The 13,152-nt window shown below is 71.9% G+C and carries 13 protein-coding genes and 1 pseudogene; 9 read left to right on the top strand and 5 right to left on the bottom strand.

The genetic code is table 11. From position 1 onward, the window contains the following. The first annotated feature begins 40 nt into the window (after nucleotides 1-40). The 3 genes from ACFVT1_RS21315 (at nucleotide 41) to ACFVT1_RS21325 (ending at nucleotide 5,569) form a co-directional block, all read left to right on the top strand. A complete protein-coding gene (locus ACFVT1_RS21315) occupies nucleotides 41-1,096 on the top strand; it encodes an SPFH domain-containing protein (RefSeq protein WP_389797628.1) in 1,056 nt (351 codons plus the stop codon). Between the two features lie 169 nt (nucleotides 1,097-1,265). Continuing rightward, complete coding sequence (locus ACFVT1_RS21320) at nucleotides 1,266-4,232, top strand: SNF2-related protein (RefSeq protein ID WP_389797631.1); 2,967 nt, start codon at nucleotides 1,266-1,268, stop codon at nucleotides 4,230-4,232. Further along, the gene (locus ACFVT1_RS21325) at nucleotides 4,229-5,569 is read left to right on the top strand and encodes an SWIM zinc finger family protein (protein WP_389797634.1); all 1,341 of its coding nucleotides are present in this window, start codon (nucleotides 4,229-4,231) and stop codon (nucleotides 5,567-5,569) included. The genes ACFVT1_RS21320 and ACFVT1_RS21325 overlap by 4 nt, the downstream gene beginning before the upstream one ends. Nucleotides 5,570-5,666: 97 nt before the next feature. Here the strand turns inward: ACFVT1_RS21325 and ACFVT1_RS21330 are convergent, their stop codons facing one another. Both ACFVT1_RS21330 and ACFVT1_RS21335 read right to left on the bottom strand, forming a co-directional pair. Further along, entirely contained in the window at nucleotides 5,667-6,263 is a 597-nt protein-coding gene (locus ACFVT1_RS21330) for a TetR-like C-terminal domain-containing protein (RefSeq protein WP_389797636.1), read from the bottom strand. Between the two features lie 91 nt (nucleotides 6,264-6,354). After that, the gene (locus ACFVT1_RS21335; RefSeq protein WP_389797639.1) at nucleotides 6,355-6,516 is read right to left on the bottom strand and encodes a hypothetical protein; all 162 of its coding nucleotides are present in this window, start codon (nucleotides 6,514-6,516) and stop codon (nucleotides 6,355-6,357) included. A 151-nt stretch (nucleotides 6,517-6,667) separates the two neighbouring features. On the opposite strand from ACFVT1_RS21335, the gene ACFVT1_RS21340 reads away from it, so the two are divergent. Together ACFVT1_RS21340 and ACFVT1_RS21345 are read left to right on the top strand one after the other, a co-directional pair. Next, nucleotides 6,668-7,399: a hypothetical protein gene (locus tag ACFVT1_RS21340; protein ID WP_389797641.1), complete on the top strand. Its 732-nt coding sequence runs from the start codon at nucleotides 6,668-6,670 to the stop codon at nucleotides 7,397-7,399. Between the two features lie 31 nt (nucleotides 7,400-7,430). Beyond that, nucleotides 7,431-7,516 (top strand): annotated as a pseudogene (locus ACFVT1_RS21345). A 320-nt stretch (nucleotides 7,517-7,836) separates the two neighbouring features. On the opposite strand, the gene ACFVT1_RS21350 reads toward ACFVT1_RS21345, so the two are convergent. Both ACFVT1_RS21350 and ACFVT1_RS21355 read right to left on the bottom strand, forming a co-directional pair. After that, complete coding sequence (locus ACFVT1_RS21350; RefSeq protein WP_389797643.1) at nucleotides 7,837-8,526, bottom strand: peptidase; 690 nt, start codon at nucleotides 8,524-8,526, stop codon at nucleotides 7,837-7,839. Nucleotides 8,527-8,539: 13 nt separating this feature from the next. Beyond that, a complete protein-coding gene (locus ACFVT1_RS21355) occupies nucleotides 8,540-9,751 on the bottom strand; it encodes a pyridoxal phosphate-dependent aminotransferase (protein ID WP_389797646.1) in 1,212 nt (403 codons plus the stop codon). An 86-nt stretch (nucleotides 9,752-9,837) separates the two neighbouring features. Here ACFVT1_RS21355 and ACFVT1_RS21360 point away from each other — a divergent pair, with 86 nt between their 5' ends. Together ACFVT1_RS21360 and ACFVT1_RS21365 are read left to right on the top strand one after the other, a co-directional pair. Further along, nucleotides 9,838-10,524, top strand: a complete 687-nt coding sequence (locus tag ACFVT1_RS21360; RefSeq protein WP_362206730.1) for a helix-turn-helix domain-containing protein — start codon at nucleotides 9,838-9,840, stop codon at nucleotides 10,522-10,524. 120 nt (nucleotides 10,525-10,644) lie between these two features. Next, nucleotides 10,645-11,217: a cupin domain-containing protein gene (locus ACFVT1_RS21365; protein WP_389797648.1), complete on the top strand. Its 573-nt coding sequence runs from the start codon at nucleotides 10,645-10,647 to the stop codon at nucleotides 11,215-11,217. Between the two features lie 40 nt (nucleotides 11,218-11,257). On the opposite strand, the gene ACFVT1_RS21370 is transcribed toward ACFVT1_RS21365, so the two are convergent. After that, on the bottom strand, nucleotides 11,258-11,623 hold the full coding sequence (locus tag ACFVT1_RS21370) for a nuclear transport factor 2 family protein (protein WP_389797651.1): 366 nt from the start codon (nucleotides 11,621-11,623) through the stop codon (nucleotides 11,258-11,260). Between the two features lie 65 nt (nucleotides 11,624-11,688). Between ACFVT1_RS21370 and ACFVT1_RS21375 the strand changes: the two genes are divergently transcribed. Both ACFVT1_RS21375 and ACFVT1_RS21380 read left to right on the top strand, forming a co-directional pair. Continuing rightward, nucleotides 11,689-12,420 (top strand): nucleotidyltransferase domain-containing protein, encoded by a 732-nt coding sequence (locus ACFVT1_RS21375; RefSeq protein ID WP_389797654.1) that lies wholly within the window; start codon nucleotides 11,689-11,691, stop codon nucleotides 12,418-12,420. A 10-nt stretch (nucleotides 12,421-12,430) separates the two neighbouring features. Then, nucleotides 12,431-13,099, top strand: a complete 669-nt coding sequence (locus ACFVT1_RS21380) for a uridine kinase (RefSeq protein ID WP_389797656.1) — start codon at nucleotides 12,431-12,433, stop codon at nucleotides 13,097-13,099. Nucleotides 13,100-13,152: the final 53 nt, after the last annotated feature.

The following is a 13,152-nucleotide window of genomic DNA, read 5'->3' on the forward strand; positions in this document are numbered from 1 at the left end:
CAGTGACTGTTTCAGTGTTTCCGGTTCTCAGGGGGCCGTCATGGTCCAGGAGCTCGTGATCGCGATAGTGGCGGGGGCCTCGGCGGGTGGGCTGTACCTGTCCGCGGCGGCCAAGGTCGTCAAGCAGTACGAGCGGGGCGTCGTGCTGAGGCTCGGCAGGCTCCGTGACGATGTGCGGGGGCCCGGATTCACCATGGTGATCCCCGGCGTCGACCGGTTGCACAAGGTCAATATGCAGATCGTGACGATGCCGGTGCCCGCCCAGGACGGGATCACCCGCGACAACGTGACGGTGCGGGTCGACGCGGTGATCTACTTCAAGGTGGTCGACGCGGCGAGCGCGGTGGTCCAAGTGGAGGACTACCGGTTCGCGGTGTCGCAGATGGCGCAGACCTCGCTGCGGTCGATCATCGGCAAGAGCGACCTGGACGATCTGCTGTCCAACCGGGAGAAGCTGAATCAGGGCCTTGAACTGATGATCGACAGCCCGGCGGTCGGGTGGGGCGTGCAGATCGACCGGGTCGAGATCAAGGACGTCTCGCTGCCGGAGACGATGAAGCGCTCCATGGCCCGGCAGGCCGAGGCAGACCGTGAGCGGCGGGCCCGCGTCATCAACGCGGACGCCGAGTTCCAGGCGTCGAAGAAACTCGCCGAGGCGGCGAAGCAGATGTCCGCCCAGCCGGCCGCGCTCCAGCTGCGCCTGCTGCAGACGGTGGTGGCGGTCGCGGCCGAGAAGAACTCCACGCTGGTGCTCCCGTTCCCGGTGGAGCTGCTCCGTTTCCTGGAGAGGGCGCAGCAGCCCGCGCAGCAGCCCGTGCAACAGCAGCAGCCCGTACAGCAGACGGAGCTGCAGCCGCAGCAGGCCGCGCGGCCGCCTCAGCGCCCCGCGCAGACACCGCGCCCCGCAGCCCCGGCACAGCCCGAGCGCCCGGCGCAGGCACGGCCCGAACGGCCTGCCGAGGCGGAGTCGCAGCCGCAGCCGAAGCCGCAGAAGTCGCAGAAGTCGCAGTCCGGGAGGCCCGTACCCACGCCCGCCGCCCTCGCAGCCACCGCACCCGCGCGGTCGTCCCGTTCGAAGCCACTCGCCAGGCACTGAGCCGGGCACTGAGCCTGGCGCTGGGGGCGACTGCCGGCTCGGTCGGCAGTGGCCCCTGCCTGCTGGAACGCAGGTACGCGACCATCGATGTCAGACCCCCCGCCTAGACTCGCAGGAGTCATAGGGATCAAGACGGTCAAGAGGATCAGGGCGGGACGGGAGGGGACCGATGACCACGGCACGACACCGGCCGGACGAGTCCGCCGTCCGCCTGATGAGGTGTGCCGCCGTCTTCCTGCCGGCATCGCTGCCGAGGGACGGGCGCGTCGCCTTCTGGGATCCCGACGGCGGCCCTCTCCCGGAGCCGTCCGGCCCGGTGGACCCCGAGGGCGCGGCGTCCGGTGCGGCCCCCGCCGAGATCACCGTCGTCCGTCGGCACGGGCGGGACGGCGTCCGCCGGCGCGCGGTGCCGGCGGTCCTGCTGCCCGTGGGCGATGCGCTGCCCCTGCTGGCCCACGCCCGGCTCCAGCAGTCCGCCCATCCCGCGACCCGGGCCTGGGGCGCCGCCGCGCTCCAGGCGCTCAACCTGGTGGCGCGCGGCAGACTGCTGCCCGGTCTGACGGGCGACGACCACGACGCCTGGCGGGCCGGACCGCGCGACGCCGAGGACGTCGCGCACCTGCGCGCGATCGCCGCCGCCATGCCGGCCGAGGGGTACGCGGTCCCGCTCCCGGATCGCGCACCGCTCCAGGTCCCCGAGCCGGAGTGGCTGCTCGGCGCGTTCCTCGACGCGGTGGCCGACACCCTGCCCCGTACACCCGCCGCGGCATACGCGATGGGGGCGCCCTTCGCGGCCGGTGAGGCCCAGCATCTGCCGGGAGCCCGCGACTGGGCCGTCGAGGTCGCGGCGGGGCTCGACGCGGGCGTACGGGTCTCGCTCCGCCTCGACCTGTCGGCGTACGAGCTCTTCGACTCGGCGGACACCTACTCCGGCCCCGACGACGACCACCACGACAGCAACAGCGAGGACGGCCGCCCCGACGAAGCCTCCGGCGCGGCGGCCGCGGCTGCCCGCCCCGGTGCCGCGCGGCACGCCGCTGCGGCCATCACCCAGGTGCACAGTCTGGCCGACCCGACCTACGTCATCGACGCCGCCGCCCTGTGGCACGGCGGGGCGGGAGAGCCGTTCGGCCCGCGGGCCGGGATCGACGCGGTGCTCGCACTGCGCCGCGCCGCCCGCGTCTGGGCACCGCTGGAGCGGCTGCTGGAGCAGCCGGTGCCCGATGTGCTCGCTCTCGACGAGGACGAGCTGTACGAGCTGCTGGGCCACGCCGGAGCCCGGCTGGCGGCGGCCGGGGTGAGCGTCCACTGGCCCAGGGAGCTCGCCCGTTCCCTCACCGCCGCCGCCGTCGTGCGACCCGCGCCCGGCTCGGCGACCGACGGAACCTCGTTCTTCGACGCCGAGCAGCTCTTCTCCTTCAACTGGCAGTTGTCGCTGGGCGACGAGCGGCTGACCGAGGCGGAGATGGACGTACTCGCGGAGGCCCACCGGCCGGTGGTGCGGCTGCGGGACCAGTGGGTCGTCGTCGACCCCGCGCTCGTACGCAAGGCACGCAAGCGGGAGCTCGGCCTCCTCGATCCGGTCGACGCCCTCGCCGTTGCCCTGACCGGCAGCGCCGAGGTCGACGGCGAGCAGGTCGAAGCGGTGCCGGTGGGCGCGCTGGCCGCGCTCCGCGCCCGCATCACCGCCGACGACACCGCCATCGCCCCGCCGCCCGGTCTCGACGCCACGCTCCGCGACTACCAACTGCGCGGCCTCGCCTGGCTGGAGAGGATGACCTCGCTCGGCCTCGGCGGCTGCCTCGCCGACGACATGGGCCTGGGCAAGACGATCACTCTCATCGCCCTCCATCTGCACCGCGCCCACCCCGCACCCACCCTGGTGATCTGCCCCGCCTCCCTCCTGGGCAACTGGCACCGGGAGATCAACCGCTTCGCTCCCGGTGTCCCCGTACGCCGCTTCCACGGCACCGACCGCACACTGGCCGAACCCGACGGCGGGTTCGTCCTCACCACCTACGGCACGATGCGGTCGAGCGCGGCGCAACTCGCCGACCACAGCTGGGGACTGATCGTCGCCGACGAGGCCCAGCATGTGAAGAACCCGTACTCCTCCACGGCGAAGGCGCTGCGGACCATCCCGGCCCCGGCCAGGGTCGCCCTCACCGGCACCCCCGTGGAGAACAACCTCTCCGAGCTGTGGGCCCTGCTCGACTGGACCACGCCGGGACTGCTCGGCCCCCTCAAGGCGTTCCGGGCCCGGCACGCCCGCATCGTCGAGAGCACCGGTACGGCTGCCGGGCTCGCCAACGACGAAGCGGTCGAACGGCTCTCGCGGCTGGTCCGGCCCTTTCTGCTGCGCCGCAAGAAGTCGGACCCGGGCATCGCCCCCGAGCTGCCGCCCAAGACGGAGACCGACCACCCCGTCTTCCTCACCCGCGAACAGGCCACGCTCTACGAGGCGGCGGTCCGCGAGACGATGGCCTTCATCGAAGCCTCGGAGGGCATCGCCCGGCGCGGTCTGGTCATGAAGCTGCTGGCCTCGCTCAAACAGATCTGCAACCACCCCGCGCAGTATCTGAAGGAGGAACCGACCCGCCTCGCGGGCCGTTCGGGGAAGCTCGCCCTGCTCGACGAACTCCTCGACACGATCCTCGCCGAGGACGGCTCCGTCCTCATCTTCACCCAGTACGTGACGATGGCCCGGCTCCTCTCCGCCCACCTCGCCTCGCGCGCCATCCCCTCCCAACTCCTGCACGGCGGTACGCCGGTGGCCGAGCGCGAACGGATGGTGGACCGCTTCCAGTCCGGTGAGGTCCCGGTCTTCCTGCTCTCCCTCAAGGCGGCGGGCACCGGACTGAATCTCACCAGGGCCGCCCACGTCATCCACTACGACCGTTGGTGGAATCCGGCCGTCGAGGAACAGGCCACCGACCGGGCGTACCGCATCGGCCAGACACAGCCCGTGCAGGTGCACCGGCTGATCGCGGAGGGCACGGTCGAGGACCGGATCGGTGAGCTGCTGCGGGCCAAGCGGGTCCTGGCCGACACGGTCCTCGGCGCCGGTGAGACCGCGCTGACCGAGCTCAGCGACCGTGACCTGGCCGATCTCGTCTCGCTCAGGAGGCCGTCATGAGCCCCCGACCGCAGCCCCACCACCGCACGCAGCCCCGGCCCCGTTCGTCCGCGCGCCCCGAGTCCCGGCCGGTCGCCCGTTCGCGCCCCGGCCCCGACGATCTGCGGCGCACCTTCGAGGCCGTGCCGCCCCGCACCTCCGACGGCGACGAACCCTTCGCGGACAGTTGGTGGGGCCGTGCCTGGGTGGCCGCCCTGGAGTCCCTGTCGATGGACGAGGGACGGCTCTCCCGCGGCCGTACGTACGCCGACAGCGGCAAGGTCGCCGCGATCACCGTCACTCCCGGACGGGTCGTCGCCTACGTCCACGGCAGCCGCCCCCGCCCCTACCGCGCCGAGCTGCGTCTGCGGGCGCTCACCGACGCCGACTGGGACACCTTCCTGGACGCGGTGGCCGCCCGCCCCGGTCACCTCGCCGCACTGCTCGCCAAGGAGATGCCGCACTCGCTGGTCGACACGGCGGCCGAGGCCGGCATCGGACTGCTGCCCGCGGCGGGCGACCTCGATCCCGGCTGCTCCTGTCCCGACCACGGCTGGCCCTGCAAGCATGTGGCCGCTCTCTGCTGCCAGATGGCCCGGTTGCTGGACGCCGACCCGTTCGTCCTTCTGCTGCTGCGTGGCCGGGGCGAGCGCGACACCCTCGAAGAGCTGGGCCGCCGCAACGCCGCGCACTCCGCCAGGGAACGCCCGGCCGCGCCCGCCTCCCCCTCCGTACCGGCCCGCGAGGCCCTGGCCGACCGCTACCTCCCGCCGCTCCCCGCGCCGCTCATGGTCCTGCCGCACCCGGGGCAGCCGCCCTCGTACCCGAGCCTGCCCGGCGCGCGCGATCCGCTGGGCCTCGACCACCTGGCCACGGACGCGGCGGCCCGTGCGCACACGCTCCTCACCACGGGCCTCGACCCGCTCGCCGGTCTCACCGCCTGGCAGGACGCGGTGCGGCTGGCCGCGTCCCGGCCCACCGCCGGGCTCACCGCGACCACCCGTGCCCTCTATCGCGAGCTGGCCCACGCCACCGGTCGTACCCCCACCGACCTGGCTCGGGCCGTCGCGGCCTGGCGCCAGGGCGGCGCCGAAGGGCTGTCCGTCCTCGAAACGCCCTGGGATCCTCCGGCCGGACCGTTCGACCGGGCCCGCCCCGCGCTCGCAGCCGCCGACTTCCCCCGCTTCCACCCCTGGCGCAACCAACTCACGCACCCCAGCGGCACACTCCAGCTCCGCTTCGGCCACGACGGCCGTTGGTACGGCTACGAATCCGAACCCGGCGAGGACGACTGGTGGCCCCGGGCCACCCCGGGCTCCGACCCGGTGGGCGCGCTCATGGAACTCCGCGGCGGCTGACTCCCCTCCGCAGCCGTTCCCCGACGGTTCCCGGGGCTGGGCCCCGGACCCCAGTGCCCAGGGCCCAGCCCCGGACCCCAGTACCTGGGCCCGCCTCTCAGCTCCGCAGACAGACGAAGAGGCCGATCAGCAGCACGGCGACGATCGGCAGCACGATCAGCCGGGCTTTCCGGAACGACTCGTTCTCCTGCTGGGACAGCCCGCGGACGGCGCCGTGCGCCGAGGCCAGATGCGCCCCGGCCATGTCGATGGACTTCTCCGTGGTCAGCAGCGAAGGCGACCAGCCGCAGTGCGCGCAGACCAGGAAGTCACGGTAGGGGTCGTACCGGAAGTCCCGTTCCACATTGACCGTGAACACCTCGCCGTCCGGTGTCGTCGCTGTGTAATGGCGTATCGGCGCACCCATGTGGATCGCTCCCTGTTCCGCGCGTCTGATCGGTTCCGGGTTCCCGGTCGGGGCACCGTACCGGTGGTCCGCACCGCCCCGTCGGAGAGGCAGCACCGCATCGACGATCTCGCGGGCGAAGTGCGGCGGTACCGGTTCGCGGCGGAGCAGTACGCGCATCCAGACCGCCCCCGCGATCAGGTCCAGCACCAGCATCGGGTCGGTGTTCTCGGGGAGTTCACCGCGGCCGGCGGCGCGGGCGAAGACCGGCTGCTCGCGCTCTTCCCGGTGGCCGCCGCGGGGGCGCACGTGCTGGCAGGCCGGTTCGGCCGGCCGCACGGGCGCGGGGCCCGCGCGGCGGCCTGACCGGGAGCGGCGCGGTGGGGCGGCGGAGAGTGCGTCAGAAGTCGGCGTTCGCGCGCTCTTCGATCCGGGCTGCCGATTCCTGGGCGTACGCCTTCTCGTAGGCGTCCCGGATCCGCTCGGTCTGGACGTCGCGCACCCGTGCCGCGGACGCCGGGCCTTCTTCGCGGGGCGTCCTGCTGCGGGGGCTGGTGGGCACTCGGCCCCGGCGTGGACGCCGGGCCTTCGCAGGGTGCCCGCTCGGTCGGCCCCGCGCCGGAGGGGCCCGCCGGCCCCGATGATCCGTCGAAGGGCCGCAGTCGCCGAAAATCCCTGGTCCCGGTCGGTCCGGCGCTGCTAGCTTCCTCGATGTGGCGAAACTCAATCAGATCATCGCAGTGGAGAAGGGCGTCAAGTCCAAGGCTCACCAGGACCTGACGGCGGCGCACCACGGCCTCCAGAAGACCGGTCTGCTGGCCGGAATCTCCCGGACGTATCAGCCGAAGGACGAGGAGGGCGAGCAGTTGCCGCCCGAGTCGACGCTGGTGCAGATCAAGGCCGAGGACGTGCTGCGGGAGACCGCGACGACCCTGACCCGGCTCTTCGATGTGACCGCCACGAAGGACTGGGCGAACTGCACGGCCCGCGCGGACGTGAAGGTCGACGGACGGGTGCTCGTGAGCGAGGTGCCGGTGTCGTATCTCCTCTTCCTGGAGAAGCAGCTGACGGACATCAATACCTTTGTCCGCAAGCTTCCGGTCCTCGATGCCTCCGAGGCATGGACCCAGGACCCGTCGACGGACTCCTGGAAGACCGAGCCGGTGAGGACTCTTCGTACGAAGAAGGTGCCCCGCAACCATGTGAAGGCGGAGGCCACCGACAAGCACCCGGCGCAGGTCGAGGTGTACTACGAGGACATTCCGATCGGGTACTGGACGACGATGAAGTTCTCCGGAGCCCTTCCCGCGCGACGGGTCAACGAACTGCTGGACCGGGTGGAGAAGCTCCAGCAGGCCGTGAAGTTCGCCCGCGAGGAGGCCAACGGCGCGGACGTCACCGACCAGCGGGTGGGTGATGCGGTATTCGGTTACCTCTTCGGGTGACCGACCATGGATTCCCCGGCCGTCCTTTACGGCCGGGGTGCGCGAGGAGCGCAAGCTGAAACTGAAGCTTGTCGTGACGACGCGGTTCCAGCGGAGGTTCGAGTCCTCCCCCCGGCATTCGGTGCGTTCCCCGCACACGGACGGGCCGGGGTAGCCCAACTGGCAGAGGCAGACCGCGATCAATCTCAGACTCTTGCTCCAGACTCAGCATTCGCCACCCATCGCCGAATCGATCGGGCCCGTGCCCATGGGCGTCGAGATGCCGGTTCGACTCCGGCCCGCAGAGCTTCGATCTGCGGTCGTCTAAAGGCAGGACGCGACGACATCAACCTGACACGGATCCTTAAAAGCGTCGGCGTGCTGTATGGGTGGCATTTTCAGGGCCCGAGGGTCGGCTACGCCCTCGGGCCCGCTCCCGTTTCCGGGGGCGCCCCGTCTCACACGCCTGTGGGCAGCGACACCCCGCGCCCCGCGAAGAAGCGCTCGAAGTCGGGCAGTGGTAGATCCGCGGCACGCGTTTCGGCCGTGGTTCCGGACGGGTTGTGGAAGTGGACGCCGTCGCCGTCGGCCGTACGCGATGTCAGCAGCACCAGATGCCCGCCCCGTCCCGGAGCGGGCCGCCGCGGGTGCCGGATGCCGTGGTGCACCGAGGCCATGACCGTCCGTCCGCCGTCCAGCAGATCGAGGATCTCCTGCGGCGAGAGGTGGCGGTGGACTGTGGCGTCGAGGCCGTGCACCTCCCGTACGTACTCCGCGAAGGGCGCGTAGATCAGGCCCCGGATCACCCCCTCGGCGTCCTCCGTGTACGCGCCGTACTTGAGCGCCCCGTCGCGCAGCGCGAACAGGGACGGTACCCCAGCAGCCCCAGCAGCCCCAGCAGTTCCGGCAGTCCTGGCGGCCTCGGCCGAGTGGGCGTCCGGGCTCTCTCCGGCGGCGAGCGCCATGCGCAGGCAGGTCATACCGCACAGATGACCGGACCAGCGCGCGTACTCGGCCGGTGACGCCGCGCCCGACTCCGCCCATGCCGGATCGGTGGCCGGATCGAGTCCGCCCTCGACGATCGGGCCGACGAGTTCGGGCGAGGCGAACTGGGTGAGGACGGGAACGCGGCAGGCGGAGCAGGTCACCAGGGGTATCCGATCACTGGCGGTATCCGGTCAGGAAGCGGCCGATGCGGCTGATCGCCGCGTCGAGATCGTCAGCGTACGGGAGTGTCAGGATCCGGAAGTGGTCGGGCCGCGGCCAGTTGAAGCCCGTGCCCTGCACGACCTGGATCTTCTCCCGCAGCAGCAGGTCCAGGACGAACTTCTCGTCGTCGACGATCGGGTGCACCTTCGGGTCGATGCGCGGGAACGCGTACAGCGCGCCCTTCGGCTTCACGCACGACACCCCGGGGATCTCGTTCAGCTTCTCCCAGGCCCGGTTGCGCTGCTCGTACAGCCTGCCCCCCGGTGCGACCAGCTCCCGGATCGACTGCCGGCCGCCGAGCGCCGCCTGGATGGCGTACTGCGCGGGCGCGTTGGGGCACAGGCGCATGGAGGCGAGCGTGGTCAGCCCCTCCAGATAGTTGCGCGCGTGCTGCTGCGGGCCGGAGACCACCATCCAGCCGGAGCGGAAGCCCGCTACGCGGTACGTCTTCGACAGGCCGCTGAAGGTGAGGCAGACCAGGTCCGGGGCGAGGGACGCCACGCTGTGGTGCTCGGCGTCGTCGTACAGGATCTGGTCGTAGATCTCGTCCGCGAACACCATCAGGCCGTGCCTGCGCGCCAGGTCGAGGATGCCTTCGAGGACCTCGCGCGGGTAGACGGCGCCGGTCGGGTTGTTCGGGTTGATGATCACGACGGCCCGGGTGCGGTCGGTGATCTTCGACGCCATGTCCGCGAGGTCCGGGTTCCAGTCCGAGGCCTCGTCGCAGGTGTAGTGCACGGCCCTGCCGCCCGCGAGGGTCACCACCGCCGTCCACAGCGGGTAGTCGGGGGACGGGACGAGCACCTCGTCGCCGTCCTCCAGCAGCGCCTGGACGGCCATGGAGATCAGCTCGGAGACGCCGTTGCCGAGGAAGATGTCGTCGACCCCGACATCCGTCAGCCCCATCGCCTGGTAGCGCTGCGCCACCGCCCGGCGGGCGGACAGGATGCCGCGCGAATCGGTGTAGCCGTGGGCCTGCGGAAGCATCCGGATCATGTCCTGGACGACCTCCTCCGGCGCTTCGAAACCGAAGAGTGCCGGGTTGCCGGTGTTGAGGCGGAGCACGCTGTGGCCCGCCTCCTCCAGGGCGTTGGCATGCTCGATGACCGGGCCCCGGATCTCGTAACAGACCTCGTTGAGCTTGCTGGACTGCCGGAATTCCATGCGGTGGCCTCCCCGACCTGATTGCGATACTTGGTTTTACCAAGCTCGGGCTTGGAAAGTCCAACAACATGTCTAGACTGCGTCGCATGCCACGTCAGCAACAGTCCGCAAACCGCCCGGCCCGCCGCCGGAGTTACGACCAGTTCTGTGCCACCGCGCGCTCCCTCGATTCCGTGGGCGACCGGTGGACCCTGCTGATCGTCCGTGAACTGCTGGCGGGCCCCCGCCGTTACACCGACCTCCACGCCGACCTGCCTGGTGTCAGTACGGACGTCCTCGCCTCCCGGCTCAAGGACATGGAGCAGGGGGGCCTGGCCACCCGCCGCCGGCTCCCGCCGCCCGCCGCCGCCTCGGTGTACGAACTGACGGAGCGCGGTCACGGGCTGCTGCCCGTACTCACCGCGCTCGCCGAGTGGGGCGCGCCCGCGCTCGCCGAGCGGCGGCCCACCGACGCGGTACGGGCCCACTGGTTCGCGCTTCCGCTGCTGCGCGCGCTGGACGGGCTGACCCACGCGGGAGTCGTCGAAGTCCACCTGGACGAGGGCGAGTTCCATGTGCGCGCCGGTGGTGCGGGTGGTGCGGAGAGCGCGCCGGCCGGTGCGGCGGTGTACGGGGACGGGCCCGCCGCCCGCCCCGACGCCCGTATCGCCCTCGACGTCGAGGTCTGCCTGGCGCTCGGACGGGGTGGGCTGACGCTCGCCGAAGCCGTGGCCGACGGGCGGATCGAGGTGTCGGGCGACGGACCGCTCGCCGCTGAACTCCGCGGCGAGTGAGCGTGTTCCACGACCGGCGACCGCCGGATCGGGAGGGTTCCGGGAGGTGGCTCGCGGGTAGCGTCGGGACATTTGGGATGTCGAGGACGCTACCGGGGCGCTGAGGCGGAGGAGCCGCACATGAGGGTCACAAGCCGGCGGATACCGCAGGAGCTGGGGGTGAGGGCGGGGCAGCAAGTACGGCAGGGGCTGGGGGCGAAGCAGGGGCAGCGGGTACGGCAGGGGCGACTCGCCAAGGCCCTGGTCATCGGCGGCTGCGTGGCGGCCCTCGGCCTCGTGCCGTCGGCGGCCGACGCCACACCCGGCAGCGGCGTCGGTGGCACGGTGGTCGCAAAGGGCACATCGGCGGGGAAGCTGAAGATGCGGACCCCGAACGGCCGCACCGACGTGGTCTTCCGGACCATCACCGTCGAGCCGGGCGGTTCCACCGGCTGGCACACCCATGCCGGCCAGCTGATCGCCGTCGTCAAGTCCGGGACGCTGACCCGCACTCTGGACGACTGCTCGGTCGAGGTGACGTCGGCCGGCTCGTCCTTCATCGAGCCGTCCGGGACCGGGCACCGCCACATCGGACGCAATCTGGGAGCCGAGCCCGTCGTGCTCTGGGTGACCTGTCTGCTGCCCGAGGGCAGCGCGCTCTCGGACGACGCCGACGCGGTGGACTGCGGCGGAAGCAGCGCAGCGCGTGTGTGACGCCCGCCGCCGCCCGGACGGCCGTCAGCCCGGACGGCCGTCAGTTGGCGAGCGTCTCCCCGTACGCCCCGAAGCCGGAGGCGACCAGGCCGTCCCGGAAGATCAGCACCTCGCTGACCCGGCCGCCGATCTGGTTGCGATAGTCGATCACCAGGGCGTGGACGCTCACCCGGACGTCCATCACCTCGAACTTCAGCTCGGGGATGCGCTCCAGGGCCGCCGACCAGTACCTGCGCAGCGCTTCCCTGCCGTGCACCGTGCCGGACGGATCGCCGGTGAACTGCGTCATGACGGGTGAACTGAACGTCACGTCCTCGTGGTAATGCGCCAGAACGCGGTCGAGATCATGGGAGTTCCAGTCGTCCTGCCACTCGGCGGCGAACGCGCGGGCGAATTCGAGATCCATGGAGGAGATCGTAGAGGGCGAACTGGCCGCGTACGGAGCAATATGAACGACGGGAGCGATCGGCCGTGAACAGAAAGGGCACGAAGGGCGGGAGGAGCGAGGACGACCTCGACCCGGTGCGCCGCGCCGCGTTGGCGCAGGACCTGCTGGACGCACTCACCGCACACCACCCCGGCTCGCGCGCGGAGCTGAAGGGCTCGCTCGCCCGTGGCGCAGCGGATGCCTACAGCGACATCGACATCGTCTGGACGGTGCCCGACGACCACTTCGAGACCTGTGCCACCGCCGTCCGGGGCGTCCTCGAAGCGGTCGGGCCCCTCGACTCGCTCCGTACGGACCCCGAGTTGCAGAACTCCCGCAAGCGGCGGCTGATCTTCGCGGCCTTCCGCGGACTTCCGCTCTTCTGGCGCGTCGACCTGGAGATGAGGGCCTCGTCGGTCGCCCACCTGGCCGACTACGACCAGGGCAACCCCGCGGCGCGCGGTGACGACTGGTCGCGGCCCGCCAGTGCCCTGGCCAATGCGGTCGCCGCGACCAAGGCCGTACTGCGCGGGCAGCCGGTGACCGCCCGGGGACTGCTGGAGCGCGGCTTCCGGCGCATCGGCGCGCCGGACCGTCTCACCGGGCGGTGGCCGGCCGACATCCGGCGTCTCGCCGAGGCGGCCGCCGACCGGGAGCCGGGCCTGCGCCCGCTGGCCGAGCGCGTGGTGCGACTGGCCGGGAGCCACCTGGCGGGGAGCGGTGAGCAGACGCCCCGTCGGCGGGAGGGGCGGAACCGGCGCACGGGGCCGGGGTGATGATGGTCCGGTGCGATTCGAAGCGATCACCTGGGAGCGGCTGGCCGAAGCCTTCGCCGCGCACGCCGACGCTCTGGAGCCGGCCGATGCCGGCCCCTGGCTGAAGGTCGCCGTCGACGGGCCTCCGGCGGCCCGTACCGGGGAGTTGGCCGGGCGGGTCGCACAGGCGCTGCGGGTCCGCGGGCGTGCGGTGCTGACCGTGTCCACCGAGGGGTTCCTGCGGCCGGCGAGTCTTCGGTACGAGTACGGCAAGGAGGACCCCGACTCGTACTACGACAGCTGGTTCGACACGGGCGCGCTGTGGCGCGAGGTGTTCGGGCCGTTGGAGGCGGGCGGGAGCGGGCGGGTGCTGCCGGACCTCTGGGATCCGGTGACGGACCGGGCCACCCGTAGTCCGTACCGACCGCTGCCCGAGGGCGGTGTGCTGGTGGTGCACGGCCCGTTGCTGCTGGGGCACTGGTTCCCGTTCGACCTGAGTGTCCACCTGCGGTTGTCGCCGGGCGCGCTGCGGCGGCGTACCGAGGAGGGCGCGCGCTGGACCCTGCCCGCTTTCGCGCGGTACGAGGACGAGGTGGCGCCCGGCGGTCGCGCGGACGCGGTGGTACGGGCCGACGATCCGCTGCACCCCGCCTGGACCGGGTGGCGGCAGGGCGGTGAGGAGCTGTCCGGCCGGCCGTGACAGCCGCGCCGGTCCGGCGGCCGGCTCAGTCGACCAGCGGCACGAGCTTCCCG

This window comes from Streptomyces sp. NPDC057963 (assembly GCF_042887155.1).
Classification (GTDB): domain Bacteria; phylum Actinomycetota; class Actinomycetes; order Streptomycetales; family Streptomycetaceae; genus Streptomyces.

What these genes read in the sequence shown, in the direction of transcription:
- ACFVT1_RS21315 (WP_389797628.1), top strand. Translation starts at nt 41, where the DNA reads ATGGTCCAGGAGCTCGTGATCGCGATAGTGGCGGGGGCCTCGGCGGGT.
- ACFVT1_RS21365 (WP_389797648.1), top strand. Translation starts at nt 10,645, where the DNA reads ATGAGGGTCACAAGCCGGCGGATACCGCAGGAGCTGGGGGTGAGGGCG.
- ACFVT1_RS21360 (WP_362206730.1), top strand. Translation starts at nt 9,838, where the DNA reads ATGCCACGTCAGCAACAGTCCGCAAACCGCCCGGCCCGCCGCCGGAGT.
- ACFVT1_RS21320 (WP_389797631.1), top strand. Translation starts at nt 1,266, where the DNA reads ATGACCACGGCACGACACCGGCCGGACGAGTCCGCCGTCCGCCTGATG.
- ACFVT1_RS21325 (WP_389797634.1), top strand. Translation starts at nt 4,229, where the DNA reads ATGAGCCCCCGACCGCAGCCCCACCACCGCACGCAGCCCCGGCCCCGT.
- ACFVT1_RS21370 (WP_389797651.1), bottom strand. Translation starts at nt 11,623, where the DNA reads ATGGATCTCGAATTCGCCCGCGCGTTCGCCGCCGAGTGGCAGGACGAC.
- ACFVT1_RS21355 (WP_389797646.1), bottom strand. Translation starts at nt 9,751, where the DNA reads ATGGAATTCCGGCAGTCCAGCAAGCTCAACGAGGTCTGTTACGAGATC.